The 16,627-nt window shown below is 54.7% G+C and carries 14 protein-coding genes; 2 read left to right on the forward strand and 12 right to left on the reverse strand.

What is annotated here, in order from left to right:
• Positions 1-46: 46 nt before the first annotated feature.
• From galE to CFELI_RS07985, 8 genes are all read right to left on the reverse strand, one after another.
• A complete protein-coding gene (gene galE, locus CFELI_RS07950) occupies positions 47-1,069 on the reverse strand; it encodes a UDP-glucose 4-epimerase GalE (protein ID WP_277103593.1) in 1,023 nt (340 codons plus the stop codon).
• Between the two features lie 241 nt (positions 1,070-1,310).
• Positions 1,311-1,967 (reverse strand): 4'-phosphopantetheinyl transferase family protein, encoded by a 657-nt coding sequence (locus tag CFELI_RS07955; protein ID WP_374724735.1) that lies wholly within the window; start codon positions 1,965-1,967, stop codon positions 1,311-1,313.
• Positions 1,960-2,769, reverse strand: a complete 810-nt coding sequence (locus CFELI_RS07960) for a metallophosphoesterase family protein (protein ID WP_277103591.1) — start codon at positions 2,767-2,769, stop codon at positions 1,960-1,962. Before CFELI_RS07960 ends, CFELI_RS07955 begins: the two co-directional genes overlap by 8 nt.
• Positions 2,770-2,908: 139 nt before the next feature.
• The gene (locus CFELI_RS07965; RefSeq protein WP_277103590.1) at positions 2,909-4,306 is read right to left on the reverse strand and encodes an MATE family efflux transporter; all 1,398 of its coding nucleotides are present in this window, start codon (positions 4,304-4,306) and stop codon (positions 2,909-2,911) included.
• A gap of 93 nt (positions 4,307-4,399) precedes the next feature.
• Positions 4,400-5,458 carry a DHH family phosphoesterase gene (locus CFELI_RS07970; protein WP_277103589.1) on the reverse strand — a complete coding sequence of 353 codons (1,059 nt, stop codon included), beginning with the start codon at positions 5,456-5,458 and terminating at the stop codon, positions 4,400-4,402.
• Between the two features lie 188 nt (positions 5,459-5,646).
• Positions 5,647-6,072 (reverse strand): 30S ribosome-binding factor RbfA, encoded by a 426-nt coding sequence (gene rbfA, locus CFELI_RS07975; protein WP_277103588.1) that lies wholly within the window; start codon positions 6,070-6,072, stop codon positions 5,647-5,649.
• Between the two features lie 423 nt (positions 6,073-6,495).
• A complete protein-coding gene (gene infB, locus CFELI_RS07980) occupies positions 6,496-9,390 on the reverse strand; it encodes a translation initiation factor IF-2 (protein ID WP_277103587.1) in 2,895 nt (964 codons plus the stop codon).
• Between the two features lie 155 nt (positions 9,391-9,545).
• Positions 9,546-9,911, reverse strand: a complete 366-nt coding sequence (locus CFELI_RS07985; RefSeq protein ID WP_374724778.1) for a YlxR family protein — start codon at positions 9,909-9,911, stop codon at positions 9,546-9,548.
• A 413-nt stretch (positions 9,912-10,324) separates the two neighbouring features.
• Between CFELI_RS07985 and CFELI_RS07990 the strand changes: the two genes are divergently transcribed.
• Positions 10,325-11,047: a hypothetical protein gene (locus CFELI_RS07990; RefSeq protein ID WP_277103586.1), complete on the forward strand. Its 723-nt coding sequence runs from the start codon at positions 10,325-10,327 to the stop codon at positions 11,045-11,047.
• Between the two features lie 204 nt (positions 11,048-11,251).
• On the opposite strand, the gene nusA is transcribed toward CFELI_RS07990, so the two are convergent.
• Positions 11,252-12,250 (reverse strand): transcription termination factor NusA, encoded by a 999-nt coding sequence (gene nusA / locus CFELI_RS07995; RefSeq protein WP_277103585.1) that lies wholly within the window; start codon positions 12,248-12,250, stop codon positions 11,252-11,254.
• Positions 12,251-12,357: 107 nt separating this feature from the next.
• Positions 12,358-12,897 carry a ribosome maturation factor RimP gene (rimP, locus tag CFELI_RS08000; RefSeq protein ID WP_277103584.1) on the reverse strand — a complete coding sequence of 180 codons (540 nt, stop codon included), beginning with the start codon at positions 12,895-12,897 and terminating at the stop codon, positions 12,358-12,360.
• 27 nt (positions 12,898-12,924) lie between these two features.
• Between rimP and CFELI_RS08005 the strand changes: the two genes are divergently transcribed.
• A complete protein-coding gene (locus CFELI_RS08005) occupies positions 12,925-13,794 on the forward strand; it encodes a DUF4439 domain-containing protein (protein ID WP_277103583.1) in 870 nt (289 codons plus the stop codon).
• A gap of 147 nt (positions 13,795-13,941) precedes the next feature.
• Here the strand turns inward: CFELI_RS08005 and CFELI_RS08010 are convergent, their stop codons facing one another.
• Together CFELI_RS08010 and CFELI_RS08015 are read right to left on the reverse strand one after the other, a co-directional pair.
• On the reverse strand, positions 13,942-15,699 hold the full coding sequence (locus CFELI_RS08010; protein ID WP_277103582.1) for a proline--tRNA ligase: 1,758 nt from the start codon (positions 15,697-15,699) through the stop codon (positions 13,942-13,944).
• 182 nt (positions 15,700-15,881) lie between these two features.
• Entirely contained in the window at positions 15,882-16,616 is a 735-nt protein-coding gene (locus tag CFELI_RS08015; protein WP_290258961.1) for a copper homeostasis protein CutC, read from the reverse strand.
• Positions 16,617-16,627: the final 11 nt, after the last annotated feature.

A 16,627-nucleotide genomic window follows, 5' to 3' on the forward strand; every position in this document is an offset into this window, starting at 1 on the left:
TTCCTCATAAAGCAATGAAGAAGGGCACAATGCTGTGGAAGGCTTTTTAACGCGCAACTAGATCAGGGGCGTAGTTTTCGTCGGCGAGTACTGAAGCTAGTCGTTTCGACCACTCCAAAGAATCGGCAACACCCTGCTGGATCGATAGCTTTGCTTCCCACTTCAACAGTCGCTTCGACTTATCCACGTTGGCAAAACCACCCACGACATCACCGGGACGCGCTGGGCCGTCCTGGGATTCAATAGGTTCTGGAAGCACAGTATTGGCAATATCAACTAGTTCGCGCACCGTGGTGCCGTCACCAGTACCCACATTGATCACACTGAATGTTCCATCTTCCTCGCGGATATCAGAAAGATTATCCAGCACCGCTAGGTGAGCCGCAGCCAAATCCCACACGTGAATATAGTCGCGCACACCCGAACCGTCACGGGTTGGCCAATCAACACCAGTGACCGTGAACGTTGTCTTATCCGCAGCTTTCTCCAAAATCTTGCCCAAAACATGCGAAGGATGCTCGATCTGCAAACCAGTACGGTACTGCGGGTCACAACCAATAGGGTTGAAGTAGCGCAACGACACAACCTGCAGATCCGAAGACGCCGCTACTGCCTTGAGCAAACGCTCAAAATCAGCCTTTGTTTGCGAGTATGGGCTATGAGGATCAACCTTGGTATCCTCATTGAACTCGTAGCCATCCTCAGCAGAATAAATCGAGCCCGAGGAAGAGAACACAAACGCTTTCACACCAGCAGCGATTGCTTCTTCCAGCAAAACGATACCCTGTGAAATATTGTTCTCGTAGTAGCTCAAAGGCTGCTGCGTCGATTCTGGAACCACAATCTTGGCTGCGCAGTGAATGATTGCCTCAATATCATTCTCAGCTAAAATCTTCCTCAGCAATTCCCGATCCCCCACCTGGCCTTGGTAGAAGGTACGGCCATTGGTGAACTGCTTGAGCCCAGTGGACAAATCATCCACGATCACTGGTTCAATGCCTTGATCCTTGCAACGGGTTGCGATAGTGGAACCAATGAACCCAGCACCACCAGTAATCAAAACTGCCATGAATGTATCAGCCTTTCCTACCACACGCCACAACCATCACAACACACTAGGGAAGCGAAAAACGAGTGGTTATCACTAAAGGAATCGAAAAAATTTCCTTTCCCATCTTAGACCCCTAGACCAGCGGAAAAGGCCCAACACCCCCAAAATTGAGCAAAAACCACCCAAATAACGAATTCCTTATTTCATTCACCAATAATTTTTGCTTTTTACAAAGCGTGCACTCATCTACCGTGCTGGTTTAGTGCACAGCCGTGGCCGCAATAATGTAGCCATCCTTGATTCGCCACCGCCCCTCAATAAAAGGAACAGGAGTCGGACGCACCAATAAATAGGACACAAAGGTGCCGTCGTCGCGCACATCAATCTCCGCCTGCTCAAAACCCAACCACCGATGCGTCAACGGGAACCACGCCTTATAGGTGGCCTCCTTCGCACAAAAAAGTAACCGATCTGCGCACGTAACACCTGCCGAATGCAACCGTTCCAGCTGCGGCAATTCACTTTCGCGTGCAATCGAATCAATTACACCATCCGGAAGCGGTTGCGCCACCTCAGCATCCAACCCCATGGAACGCACGAGGAGGCGTGGCGCAACCACCGCAGCACGATAACCATCGGTATGCGTCAACGACCCCGACACAGACGCTGGCCACAACGGCATACCCCGCTCACCGCGCAAAATCGGGTTCTTCGAATCACGATCCAACGCCTTCAACGCTTGGCGGGCACACCAACGCGCATCCCCAAACTCCGCCTTTCGCACATCAACTGCATGCGCCACCAATGCCCGCTCCAAGGGGTGCAACGCATGAAAATTCGTCAAATCTGTCGACCCGGAATCCACCACAACATCACAAAACTTCGCCGATGGTGGAAACAGATCATGCTCAAGCACGCTCAACATCCACCTCCATCACCGGATACGGCCACTGCATCAAATGCCCCGCCGCCTGCCACTCACGGGGATAACCCAACGACACCTCGATATGCTTAACCCCATCAACCTCAAGCACACTGGGCGCGTGCAAATGACCATAAATCACCGCTTGGGCGTCGTAACGCTGCGCCCAGGTGCGGGTATGGCGCGTACCGCACCACAACCCAATCTCGCGATACAGCAGGCGATTCACCGGCTCCACCACCAACGGCCAGTGATTGACCAAAATAGTCGGACCCTCAATCCGACTCAAGCGCTTAATCGAATACGCGAGCCGGTCCCAACACCACCCACGAATATCCACAAACGGCGCAATCGCATACTCATCGGTGAGCATAATCCCCTTATCGCGGGCAGCCTGGATCGCCTGCTCCACCGACAACCCCTGCGGGCGGAAGGAATAATCATACAAAGTAAACAGCGGAACAATCGTCACCCCATGAAAAACCGGGTACGGGTCCTCCGGCGTCAACACATCAATCTTGCGACAATACTCCACCAACTCCGCGTACTTCTCCCGCCCCTGACACCGATCAGTCGAACGCGAAAACAACTCATGATTACCAGGAACCCACACAACCTGCGCAAAACGACGACGCAACGTATGCAAAATCTCTATAACCAGCTCAGTACGCTCCGCAACATCACCCGCCACAATCAACCAATCCGACGGATCACGCGGCACAATCCGATCAATCATCGACCGATTCGTCTTCACTGCAGCATGCAAATCAGCAACAGCCCACAACGTTTGGACCATATCTGACCACCTTCACTCGCAACCTGAACATGCCTACAGTTCGTGCACTCAGTTTAACCGCCAGCACCCATAACCACCCAAGACAACACCACCACAAACCCCAACACTAACCCCAACACTAACCCCCCTCCGCCACACACTATAACTGTGCTACCTGCGCCCACTTCATCGACCCGAAACGAAACACAACCCCCGCCAAACGAATCACCATGAAAGCCACAATCCCCCACCACACACCAACAAGACCCGTACCAAACACCAGCGCCAGCCACACACCAGGCAAAAACCCACACAACACCGCACACACAGTCACCGTGCGCAAGAAAGCAGCATCCGCCGCACCCAACAACACCCCATCAAGCGCAAACACCACACCACCAACAACAATCATCCCCACCAACTGCCACCACGGCCCCGCCAAAGCCGACAACACAGACACATCAACAGTAAACAACCGCGGAATAACCTGAAAACCAGCACCCAAAACTACAGCCAACACCGCAGAAAACAGCGCCGAATACCACACAACCTTCTGCCCCACCTTCTTCGCCGCACGTACACTACCTGCGCCCAAAGCCGCACCCACCAGCGACTGCGCAGCAATAGCCAACGAATCTAAGGCCAACGACAAAAAGTTCCACAACTGCAACAACACTTGGTGTGCAGCCAACGACGACGCACCCATACGCCCCGCCACCGCGGCCGCCGACACGAACGCAATCTGAAACGACAACGAACGCACAATCAAATCCCGCCCCAACACCAACTGCTGGCGCATCACCTTCGGTTGCGGCCGCCAACGACCGCCATGAGCACCCTGGGCGCGAACAAGCGCTGTGAGAAAACAACACGCCTCAATCGCAGTACCAGCCACAGTTGCCCACGCCGAACCCACAATGCCCATACGAATCACCAACACAGGAATCAACGCCGCACCCGGAATCACACCAGCCAACGTAAACACCAGCGGGGCTTTCGTATTTTGAATCCCCCGCAGCCAGCCATTACCAGCCATCTGAATCAACACCAGCGGAATACCCATGCACGCCACCCTCAGCCACGAGGTTGCCAACGCCGACACCTGCTCATCAGCACTGAGCCACAGCGTAAACCACGGCGCACCAACAAACATGCACAGCGCTAAAATCAGGCCAATGCCAACAGCAAGCCACGTTGCCTGAACCCCCTCAGCAATCGCCTGCGCTGTATTTCCTTGACCAAAAAAGCGCGCCGAACGCGCCGTCGTACCGTAGGAAAGAAACGTCAACTGGGTAGTTACAATCCCATACAATGTGGTGCCTGCGGCTAAAGCCGCCAACATCACTGCGCCACCCACATGGCCGACCACCGCCGTATCCAACAGCAAAAACACAGGAGTGGCCAGCAAAACACCCAATGCGGGTAGTGCTAACCCAAGAATGCCCGCTGCCGTGGGCAAGGGATATGCATCTTCATTCAACTGGGGATGCTCATGCACACCGCGGTCATGTTTGTGCTGGTGCTGCGATGACTTTTCCAACTGGTCTTCTCCACACATGTCGATTTTACTTTGGCACACACCTCAATGCGGCCCACGTGTGTGAACATCACTTGATAAGTACTGAAAGAAGACACATCACGCAAGGGGAAATTAATGAACCACCAAAGGGGTTTCCTGATTTTTTCTGAGCACCACGCACGAACGCGAAGCTTGTTCAATGATAGCCGCAATAATCTCATCGACCGGTGCCACCACCTTAAAACCAGCCGAACGCAAGTGTCCCCCGCCCCCAAGATTACGTGCCAGCTGCGACACATCCACCGTGTCAGAACGCAAGCTAATACCGTGCAATCCGGGCTCATATTCCTTGATCACAACAGCGAAATCAGTATCCTGAACACCCTTAATATAATCAGCCAATGCTTCCACCGCACTCGGTGATGCTTGACTGACCATGGAATAATCCACCACAGCCACGGCAATATCATGACACTGCGAACGCACGATACTAAGCTGCGACAAAACAGTGCCCATCACCTTTAAATCCGCGATGCTAAAACCAGAAAACATCTGATTCCCAATGGTACGAATATCCAAACCGGTATCGACAAGCTCTTTAGCCATGCTGTGCATCGACGGCCGCCCCCACCGGAAACCATGCGTATCAGTTAACAAACCCACATACAACGCGTGCGCCATGGGCTGGTCAATACTCACCCCAAGATGATCCAACCACTGCCAAATCACCGTCGTCGTCGACTCCGCCTCATAATCAATCAGATTAATACCCCTACAGCCGGAGTTACTGGCGTGGTGATCAATTAAAATAACATCCTGCTCACGGGCCATCACAGCATCTTCCACCAACCCCATGCGGGAAGAAGAACCACAATCAACCACAAAAATGACATCGCACTCAGGCAAAGAGTCGGCCAACTGAATCCGATCCGCCCCAGGGATCGTCAAAAGAGCCGGATCAATAGGCTCAGACTGGCCAATAATGCCCACCGCGTCCTTGCCCAGCTGATCTAAAATATGCAGCAAGGCACAGACCGATCCGATTGCATCAGCATCCGGATGCCTATGCCCCACGACACAAAAGCGCCTCGATGCAAGAGTGCGACGTGTCGCTTCCTCCCAATCAGGTTCACCGCTCACGCGCTGATGACCACGCGCGTCAAGCGCACCCAAAGCGGAAGGAAAAGACATATCCTTAAACCCTTTCATCGAGACAACTTGTCGGTCATTCATCGGTTATGAAAACAACTACCGACCACACTACTCCGGACCCCACACGAAAATGTGTGGTATCTACCATCACGCATGTGTTTTCACACAACAGGAACGTAGTGTGTACCCAACACTAATGTATCGGATCGCCGATCACAGGCTCAAAGCTACTCCTTATAAGGGTCCGCATCACCAGCAGGAGTTGCATTCTTACGCAGCTCAGCAAGCTCAGCGTCACGCTTACGTGCCCGCGCCAACAAATCCTCCATACGCGCCGACGTCTCCGGCACCGTATCCAACTCGAAACTCAAGGTAGGAGTGAAACGTACCGAAAGCTGGTCGCCAACAATCTTGCGCAGCTGACCTTTCGCACGATTCAAACCCTCAGCAGCCGATTCTGTGTCCGGCTCATCCGAAATGGACTTGCCACGCACAGTGTAAAAAACAGTTGCATCATGAAGATCACCGGTTACGCGCGCATCGGTGATCGTGACAAACTCAAGCCGAGGATCTTTGATCTCACGCTCAATCGCGCTGGCCACAATATGCAAAATGCGCTTCGCCATACGCTGAGCACGTGCATTATCAACCATCTGTGATTCTCCTTCACATTCAATAAAGTCACCCTCCCCCACACCACAGGCATACCGCACCACCTACGTTTGTGCTGCAATCATCCCGATCAACACCACAAGAGGCAACGTACGCACAGGCCAGTCGCATGCCTTGCACCTGAAGCACAAAGCACGAGGGAGGTTTCACGAAGGCACAGACCACGGCGTCGACAAGCAAGCACTGTGCGCCCACGCCTTCGAAAAAATAAGTATAAAGCCAGCACAGCCCGAGCACGAAACCCTTACCCGGAACAACTGTGCCGATAGCAAAAGCCCGGACCCACCATCCCTCCCCTTAGTTAAGGAAGGATACAAGCCCGGGCTGTGCATGAACATGAGCCTGCTCTGCCCCAACCCAATTCGGCAGGGGGGGCAGAACAGCCTCAGTGTTGGCAAAGCCGATTAGGTTCGTGGAACCTCGACCTGCTCGAACACCTCAATGATGTCACCGACCTGGATGTCAGGGTAAGACAGAACCATACCGCACTCGTAACCAGCGGTAACCTCAGTCGCGTCATCCTTTTCGCGGCGCAGAGAGTTAATGGTTGCATCAGAAGCCACAACATTGCCATCGCGAACCAGGCGGATAGACGCGCCACGGCGAACCTTGCCCTCTTCCACCTTACAACCAGCGATCAGACCAATTGCGGAAGCCTTGAACAGTGCACGGATCTCGGCGCGACCAACCTCACGCTCCTCGTAGACAGGCTTGAGCATGCCGCGCAGAGCTGCTTCGATCTCCTCCAGTGCACGGTAAATAATCGTGTAGTAGCGAATATCGACGCCCTCGGAGTTGGCCTCCTCGGTAGCCTTGCCTTCGGCGCGCACATTGAACGCAATGATCACAGCGTTGGATGCTGCAGCCAAGGACACGTTGGTCTGGGTAACAGCACCGACACCGCGGTCGATGATGTTCAGCTGAACCTCGTCGTCGACCTCGATCTTGAGCAGCGCCTCTTCCAGTGCTTCCACGGAACCAGCATTGTCGCCCTTGAGGATGAGGTTGAGGGTGGAGTGTTCCTTCAACACAGCATCCAGATCCTCCAGGGAGACGCGCTTGCGGGTCTTCGCAGCCAAGGCGTTACGCTTGCGGGCGTTACGCTGGTTAGCAATCTGACGTGCAACGCGGTCGTCTTCCACAACCAGCAGGTTGTCGCCGGCGCCTGGGACGCCGTTAAGACCCTGAACCTGGACTGGGCGGGATGGGCCGGCCTCGTCGACGTCGTTGCCATACTCATCAACCATGCGGCGGACGCGACCGTAAGTGTCGCCGACCACGATGGAATCACCCACGCGCAGCGTACCGCGCTGGACGATAACGGTTGCCACTGGGCCACGGCCACGGTCGAGGTGAGCTTCGATAGCAACACCTTGAGCATCCATGTCTGGGTTTGCGCGCAGATCCAAGGAAGCATCTGCGGTCAGAAGCACCGCTTCCAGCAGACCGTCGATGTTGATGTTCTGCTTTGCGGAGATATCCACGAACATGGTGTCGCCACCGTATTCTTCCGGAACGAGACCGTACTCGGTGAGCTGGCCACGAATCTTCTCTGGTGAAGCACCTGGCTTATCGATCTTGTTCACAGCAACCACGATTGGCACATCGGCTGCCTTTGCGTGGTTGATTGCTTCGATGGTCTGTGGCATCACGCCGTCGTCAGCTGCAACAACCAGCACAGCGATGTCGGTGGACTTAGCGCCACGGGCACGCATGGCCGTGAAGGCTTCGTGGCCTGGGGTATCCAGGAAGGTGATCTTGCGGGAATCATCCGCAACATTGACCTTGACCTGGTATGCACCAATACCCTGGGTAATACCGCCAGCTTCGCCGGAACCAACATTTGCCTTACGGATGGTGTCCAGCAGGCGGGTCTTACCGTGGTCGACGTGACCCATGACGGTGACCACTGGTGGGCGGGAAGCCAGATCGGCTTCGGTGCCCGCGTCTTCACCGAACTGCAAGTCGAAGGACTGCAGCAGCTCGCGGTCTTCGTCTTCTGGGGAAACAACCTCAACGACGTAGTTCATTTCGTCGCCAAGCAGCATCAAGGTTTCTTCGGAAACGGATGCGGTTGCGGTGACCATTTCGCCCAGGTTGAACAGTGCCTGCACCAATGCCGATGCTTCTGCACCAATCTTCTCTGCGAAGTCGGACAGGGATGCGCCACGGGCCAGGCGAACAGTTTCGCCACGGCCGTCTGGCAAGCGTACGCCACCAATAACATTTGGTGCCTGCATTGCTTCGTACTCGTTGCGCTTCTGACGCTTCGACTTACGACCCTTGCGTGGTGCGCCACCTGGGCGTCCGAATGCACCAGCGGTACCGCCGCGACGACCGCCGCGACCTGCGCCGCCACCGCCACCGGCGCCACCGCGGTTGAAGCCGCCGCCTTGGCCTTCACCGGATCCACCGCGTCCACCACGGCCACCGGCTGCACCTGCACGCGAAGGCATTGCGCCTGGCGATGGGTGGTTAGGCATCATTGCTGGCGATGGACGACGTCCACCACCTTGACGCTCCTGACCACCTTGACCGCCCTGGCCGCCACCCTGTGGGCGTGGGGAACGATCGGAACGGTCTTGACGTGGTCCCCCCTGACCGCCGCGTGGTGGGCGTGGCGAACGCTCGCCGCCACCTTGTCCACCCTGGCCTTGACCTGGGCGACCACCGGAGCGGCCACCTGGGCGTGGCCCTGGGCGCTCGGAGCTGGAAGAACCGGTGGAGAATGGGTTGTTTGCTACGCGTGGTGCACGAGCACCTGGCTTCGGGCCGGGCTTTGCTTGTGGGCGTGGCATTGCACCTGGGGTTGGTGCTGCCTTTGCTGGGCTTTGTGCGGCAGGCTGGGTGAAGGTTGGCTCTGCGGCCTTGGTCACGCCTGGCTTTGCACCTGGGGTGCCTGGTTTTGCAGCGGCTGGCTTTGGCGCAGCTGGCTTGGCTTCTGGGGCCTTTGGCGCGGCTGGCTTAGGAGCTGCTGGTTTTGCCGCTGCTGGCTTTGGCGCAGCTGGTTTCGCTGCTGGCTTTGGCGCACCGGGCTTGGGTGCAGCCTTTGCTTCTGGGGCAGCTTTGGGTGCGGCTGGTGCTTGTGCTTCAGCCTTGGGGGTTGCTTTACCAGCGTCGCCTTCAGCGGTGATGCCGAGGGACGCGTAGTGCTCCTTCATCTTCTTCACGACTGGTGGTTCGATGGTGGAAGATGCGGTTTTAACGAACTCGCCTTTGTCTTTCAGGGTGGCGAGTAGTTCCTTGCTTGTTACACCGAGCTGTTTTGCCAACTCATGTACACGTAGCTTTCCGGGCACTTTTCTCCTTGTGTTGCGGTAGAAAAGCATCGTTGTTCTTTAACGCCCACAGTACTGTGTAGTTCGAAGCGGCTTTGTGCTGCGCCGGTGCGTGCGAGGGTTAAAGTCAGATGCAGGTTTCTACCTTGTTTGCTATGACGTTCATCGCTGATGCTTCATCGTGTGCTCATCAGTGTTCGGTCTCTTTCTTCATTCTTTGTCAGGTCCTGCAGTGTTGCGAGGTACTTCCGTACTGGACCGGTATCTACTGCTGCAGATACCCGAAGCGCTCTGCTGAAGGCTTTGCGCTTTTCTGCTTGTTCCACAGCTTCGAGGCTGGGGGTGATCCAGCATCCACGCCCGGGGAGGCGTCGATGGGGGTCTGGGATTAGTTTGGTGGGTGTTCCCTCCCCGGCGACGATGCGGAGCAACTGTTTGTCGCTTCGTTGTTGCCGGGTTGCGATGCAGGTGCGGATTCGGATGTCGTGGGTGGCTGTTCTTTCGCTTTTCGACGTCGAATGAACCGCTGACTTCACGAAAATCTTGAACTCCTGACGTTGCATTGCTTGACCAAAACTGGTGTCCATTGTTAAGGATCACTTTTGACCTTAGTGAATCTCACACTCCCCAATTCACGACTTCACTATGCACACGCTTTACCGCAGCAGTGTGTGCTGGGGCGTACCTATTGTTGGGCTCAGGTAGCGGTGTAGCTGAAGTTTGAATGCGTACTGGGAAAAAGATTCACACCCTGCGGTGCTCGCAAAAGACTAAGGCCTTTTCTGATAGTAGTCGAAGAATGGGGAAAAGTTAAGTTCGCTACCATTTCGGCCCCACGCATTGAGTCAACGCACTCTTCCACACCCCACACACGTATCGGCCCCACCTCGTTGCTGCATTCTCACACGACCTTACCCCTGCCCCAGAGCACGTGCGCACTTTTCTTCGACGCCCAGTGCACACCATCTTCAGCATCCAAACTGAATTACGCGCGAACCATCGTCAGTACCCATTCTTTAGCACCCATCCACCCTCTGATCTTTCCCTTGAATTTCCCGCTCCGTTTCCCTTCCTTTCACTCTTTTTCCTCCTTCTTTTCCTTTCACTCTTTTCTCCTCCTTCTTTTCCTTTCACTCTCTTTATTTCTTCCATTGGGCACGGACGTTGGACTATCGCTCAAGCGCATGGCGTTGCGCGTATCTATTTTTCGGTGCGCATTGGTGGCACAGTTCTCGGTCAAGGAATGGGAGCCTTAGGATATATAAGAGAAATATTAATTCGACATAGAGCAAGTGCTACCTACAAAACCGCAGGTCAATTTTTGCCCGGTTGGCTGAAAGTCGAATCAGTATTTTTGAATCAATCCCCACGTATTCATAGGTATGCTTTTGGTCGCGGTGTGCAGGGCTTTTCTTTAGCTCTTCATAGCGAGCCCACTTCAGCACCTTGTCGGCTCCTGAGCCTTCTTTTCACAATGCAGTCTCCTGTTGAGAAAACCGAAATTTTCTTTTCCCTCTTGTCTGCCCTTGAGCGCAATGAATCAGCACCTTCGAATCAGCACCTTCGGTCAAGCGATCCTCGCTATGATTACAATTCCGCACCCGTGATGCAAGGCAGTAGCTTCGTGATGCAAGGGAGAATCTCTAGTGCCAGCTCCTCGTCAATCAGCACTGACTAGCTGTATCTCATTGCCCTACTAAGCGTTTATCGATAAGCTGCCCGACTGTTCATACACAAAACTCCCTCACCTACACGATCATCAATCATGTAGGTAAGGGAGTACGCAGCTTCAACGTTTTTAATTCTGGGCTACGCCTTCGCAGGTTTCCAGCAGGAGGCAAGAAACCTCAAGGAAACTCACTGCATTAAGAAGCTCTCTGCTTTAGGAAGCGTCCGAGCGGATATCGATCTTCCAACCAGTCAAACGTGCTGCAAGACGAGCGTTCTGGCCTTCCTTACCAATAGCCAAAGACAGCTGGTAGTCCGGCACGGTCACCCGAGCGGTCTGCGCCTCAAGATCAGTGACCTCAACGTTAACAACCTTCGATGGGGCCAACGCGTTACCCACATAGGTGGCTGGATCTTCAGAAAAATCGATGATGTCAATCTTCTCACCACCGAGTTCCTTCATAATATTGCTCACGCGCTGACCACGAGGACCAATACAAGCACCCTTCGCGTTCAAGCCCTTCACAGTTGCCTTCACCGCAACCTTGGAGCGGTGTCCAGCCTCACGGGCAATAGACACAATCTGCACACTGCCGTCAGCAACCTCAGGAACTTCCAGCTCAAACAGGCGGCGAACCAGCTCAGGGTGAGTACGCGACAAGTTGATATTCAAGGAACGCTGATTATGCGCCACGCCCACAACGTAGCTCTTGACACGATCACCGTGCTTAAGCTTCTCACCTGGGATCTGCTCCGCAGGCAACAAGATACCGTCCTGGCCATCAGCCTCAGTACCCAAATGAACCACGATAATGCCACGCTCATTAGCCATCGCATCAGCCTGAACAATACCGCTGACAACACGGCCCTCATACTCAGAATATGCATCATACGCTTGGCGGGTTTCTGCCTCACGCAAACGACGCACAATCGCATCACGCACAGCAGCAGCACCAATGCGGTCAAAGTTCATTGGGGTATCGTCGTACTCAGACTCCACCTCACCGTTCTCATCCAGATCAGAAACGATCACGGCGACGGAACCGGTGTGAACATCGATATCGACCCTAGTCTTCTGAGTGGAATCCGCCGGAACAGCCTTGTATTCGCGGTAGGCGAACATCAAAGCATTCGCAATGGTTTCCACCAACTCGCGAACGGGAATTCCCTTCTCAGCTTCAATGGCCCTAAGAGCATGTACATCGATATTCACTTGTGGAATATTCCTTCCTAAAAGGTGGGTTAAGCACTATCAAACACCAAACACACACGTGCTGATGAAACCGCAAAATCTACAACGCACAGCCTACTTGAGTTTGCCTAAACGTCAAGAGCCGCATCGAAATCAAGCGCAGCCAACTCCAATTCGTCAGCCGCAGGTTTTGCGAACTCAATTTCTACCACTGCCTGAGGGTAATCCGCCAATCGGATCGCCCGCGCACGAGCAGTTTTGCCCTCACGTGCGATAGCAATCACAGAAGTTTCATCCTCACTCAACGCACCAATGCGCACAACTTCCTTGGCACCATCTACCGCCAACACCACCAAACGACCCCGATTCCGGCGCCAATGGCGCGGCAAAGTCAAAGGCGCATCCACACCAGGGGTGCCCACCTCCAACGTATAGCCGGGACCAAACTGGAGATTTCCGGCTTCTTCCTCGGCGTCGAAAAGCGAAGAAATCTCATTTGTGATCACCTCAAGCTGATCGGAAGTAGGACGCTGATCCGAATCAAGCGCAATCGCCACAACAGACTTCTTCCCCGCACGGGAGATCTTCACCCCCTCAACATCCATGCCAAAACCAGCAGCAAGAGGGCGAACAAGATCAGTCAACGTTTCAACACTAGGGAAAGCCATGACCGCCATGCTAGTACAATAAACCGAATGAACCGCACTTTGCCCCGCCTGACCCTTGCACACCGCGCACTCGCACTCATTGCAGTACCCGCACTCGCATTAACCCTCGCCAGCTGCGCAAACCCCACTCCGAACAGCGCACTCCTGCGCCTGCACCACAGTGCTGAAGGCGACAATAAGCAGCAACTTGCCGCAGAAATCACCCGACTATGCGGGCACACGCACGACGGAAAAACCCCCGACAGCTGCAAGGCGGATGCACACGGCAACTTCCCCACTCCCAAAACACCTGCGCCCGAACCCCTCGCACCTGGCGCGGAAGGCATTCTCGCAGTTCTTGCCGAAATCCCCCAAGAATCCATGCCGATTATCATCGAGCAATTCTTGAAATACCCACTTCAGGAGGTGATCGCCACTTTCGATAACAAGAACACCTTCAACTTCGAAGCTTTAACCATTCCCACTGCCTTCACCACCACACATACCGAAAAAACCCCAGCACCCACCCCCACCGTAACTGCGCCTGGCGCTGATGATATTCGCGGCGCAGAAGCCGCATTAGCCGAAGAATACGCCCACATCTATGCCCTCGGCGTCACCATGGCTTTCACCGATAGTGAAACACAGGCACGCACCGAAAAGCTCATTGAATCACACCAAAAAGTAATTGACACCTTAGAGCAACTGTTGGAAAAAGATGCCTACGCCCCCACTGCCGCACCAGGCTATGATCTGAAAACCTCCACCCAGCCAACAAACGCTGAATCAGCACGTGCCACGGTGAAAGAACTCACCGACAATAACGCACAGTTCTGGAAAAACACCGCAGCACAGGCCACAACACCGCAATGGCGCACCGCCGCACTGGTGATCACCGGATATCTTTCCACCGAATAACACGAGCACCACATTTTCACCCAAGCAGCGCGGTAGCCAGTCATAGTGCTCACGACAGCACAAAGCCACCGGAATTCTTCCTTCACAAGAAGACCGGTGGCTTTGTCATTTCACGGCTGAAATCGTGAATCAGGCTTAAAGAAATACTTAAGCCTTAATGGCATCGTAAACAGTAGAAACAATCGCCTCAGCCGCAACCTCGGTGGTTTCACCGCCGCGAACACGAAGCTCAACAATCCCATCAGCGAAAGAACGACCCAGAACAACCGTCAAAGGCATGCCCAACAGCTCAGCATCCTTAAACTTCACACCAGGGCTTACCTTTGCGCGATCATCAAAGAGCACCTCAACGCCAGCAGCATCCAACTTCGCAGCAATATCCTCGCCAGCGGTCAGCGCCGCAGCATCCTTATTGGCCACAACCACATGCACCTGGAATGGGGCGACCTCCATTGGCCAGTTCAAACCCTTCTCATCATGGCGCTGCTCAGCAAGCACAGCCATCAAACGAGACACACCAATACCATACGAACCCATCGTGGGGATCGCACGCTTGCCATTCTCATCCAGGATCTGCACATCGAAAGCCTCAGTGTACTTACGACCCAGCTGGAAAATATGGCCAATCTCAATGCCGCGGGCAAGGGTCAACACACCCTGGCCCTCAGGAGCAGGATCGCCTTCACGAATCTCAGCGGCCTCAACGAAACCATCGACCACGAAATCGCGGCCGGCAACCATGCCCACCACATGCTTCTGGTTTTCGTCCGCACCAGTAATCCACGAGGTACCGGAAACAACACGAGGATCAGCCAGAACCTTCACACCATTGGCGATCAGGGACTTCGGACCAACATAACCCTTGACCAAGAATGGGTTCTTGGCAAAATCTTCCTCCGAAGCCATTACAACCTCAGCGGGCTCAAAAGCAGCCTCAAGGCGCTTTTCGTCGACTTCGCGATCACCAGGAAGAACGATACCGGTCAGCTCCCATTCATCGGAGCCTGGGGTGCGCACCTTAACCACCAAGCACTTGAGGGTATCGGCAGCGGTAACCGCACGGCCTTCAACCTCAATACCGGCAGTATTAGCCCACTCGACCAAAGCTTCAATGGTTTCTGCCTGCGGGGTGTCATGCACAACCGCCTCAGGCTGGCCTTCGATGGGGCGCTCAACAGCAGGCTGAGTCACCACAGCTTCAACGTTGGCTGCGTAGTCACCTTCGGTGGCACGAACAAAGGTGTCTTCACCATTGGGAGATACTGCCAAGAACTCCTCCGAAGCCGATCCGCCCATGGCACCCGACGTTGCCTTGCAAATGGCGTACTCCACACCCAAACGATCAAAAATTGCCTGATAAGCCTGGCGGTGCGCCGCATAAGAGGCATCCAAGCCTTCGTCGGTCATGTCAAAGGAGTAGGAATCCTTCATCACAAACTCCCGACCACGCAAAATACCGGCGCGGGGGCGCTCCTCATCACGGTACTTAGTTTGGATCTGATACAAGGTGACAGGGAAATCCTTGTACGAAGAATAGAGATCCTTCACCTGAGCCGTGAACATTTCCTCGTGGGTGGGGCCCAACAGCATATCGGCACCCTTGCGATCCTTTAAGCGGAACAGGGAATCGCCGTACTCGGTCCAACGGTTGGTCTGCTCGTAAGGATCACGAGGAAGAAGCGCAGGAAACAGCAGCTCCTGGGCACCAATTGCGTTCATTTCCTCCCGAACCACGCCCTCAATCTTGCGCAGAGTACGCAAGCCTAGCGGCAGCCACGTGTACACACCTGGTGCGGCGCGGCGAATATAGCCTGCTCGCACGAGCAACTTGTGGCTTGGTACTTCAGCATCAGCTGGGTCCTCGCGCAAAGTGCGCAGGAACAATGAGGAAAGACGAGTAATCATGGTTGGTTAGTTTAGCAGCAACAACCCCACCTATCCGCTTCGCACATCTGCGCACACCCGCACCAAACAATCAGGCCACACATGCTTGCTTTACGACGCCGCCTTCTCGGCCAACCCAATCCCACCCACGGCAGGTTCGGTGGCCTCGTAGATCGACACTAAAGAGATAAGTTTCAGTAGCTTTAACCCCACGCACGAACTTTCGCAACCAACGCAGCAACAGCACCCGGGTGGGTTATTTGAACCGCATCAGCGGTGTTCACGGCTTGATCACGCGACTTCCCACCAGGACCAGTTGGACCACAATCGATAAAGGTCGAACAAGACCCGTGCACGGCAGCAAGCCCAATGCCTTTCACGTGATCCACATTATGTGGGTTCACGCCCCCACCAGCCATGATTTCCACCCCACTCGCGTGGCGCACTAAAGCTGTCAAACCCGCAGCTTCATCGGCTGCACATGCTCCACCAGCAGATGTCAACACGCGCCTGACTCCAAGGCGTGCGCAGGTGTCTAGGGCGAAGAATTGATCCTCCACTGTGTCAAACACACGGTGCACGGTCACATCGACCCCATGGGCGGCGTCGATAAGCTGCGCGAGGGCTACCTCATCCAGCTTTCCATCGCGGGTGGCAGCGCCCACAACAACCCCCGCAGCACCCGCAGCAACCACGGAACGAATATCCGCGCACATCAAAGAAATCTCTTCCTCCGAGTACACAAAACCCCCGGGACGCAGCCGCACCAGTACATGCGACTCGATCACCCGCGCACAGGCAGACACCACGCTTAACGACGGCGTTAACCCACCTGTAGCCGCTAGAGCCGCACACAACTCCACACGATCAGCGCCGGCATCCGCAGCGATACGCGCCCCCACAGGATCTTGGACTGCGATTTCAACCCGAACCAACACCACTCACCTGA

Source organism: Corynebacterium felinum (assembly GCF_030408755.1).
GTDB classification, from domain to species: Bacteria; Actinomycetota; Actinomycetes; order Mycobacteriales; family Mycobacteriaceae; genus Corynebacterium; species Corynebacterium felinum.

What these genes read in the sequence shown, in the direction of transcription:
- galE (WP_277103593.1), bottom strand. Translation starts at nt 1,069, where the DNA reads ATGGCAGTTTTGATTACTGGTGGTGCTGGGTTCATTGGTTCCACTATC.
- CFELI_RS07960 (WP_277103591.1), bottom strand. Translation starts at nt 2,769, where the DNA reads ATGGTCCAAACGTTGTGGGCTGTTGCTGATTTGCATGCTGCAGTGAAG.
- CFELI_RS07965 (WP_277103590.1), bottom strand. Translation starts at nt 4,306, where the DNA reads ATGTGTGGAGAAGACCAGTTGGAAAAGTCATCGCAGCACCAGCACAAA.
- CFELI_RS07970 (WP_277103589.1), bottom strand. Translation starts at nt 5,458, where the DNA reads ATGTCTTTTCCTTCCGCTTTGGGTGCGCTTGACGCGCGTGGTCATCAG.
- rbfA (WP_277103588.1), bottom strand. Translation starts at nt 6,072, where the DNA reads ATGGTTGATAATGCACGTGCTCAGCGTATGGCGAAGCGCATTTTGCAT.
- rimP (WP_277103584.1), bottom strand. Translation starts at nt 12,897, where the DNA reads ATGGCTTTCCCTAGTGTTGAAACGTTGACTGATCTTGTTCGCCCTCTT.
- CFELI_RS08005 (WP_277103583.1), top strand. Translation starts at nt 12,925, where the DNA reads ATGAACCGCACTTTGCCCCGCCTGACCCTTGCACACCGCGCACTCGCA.
- CFELI_RS08010 (WP_277103582.1), bottom strand. Translation starts at nt 15,699, where the DNA reads ATGATTACTCGTCTTTCCTCATTGTTCCTGCGCACTTTGCGCGAGGAC.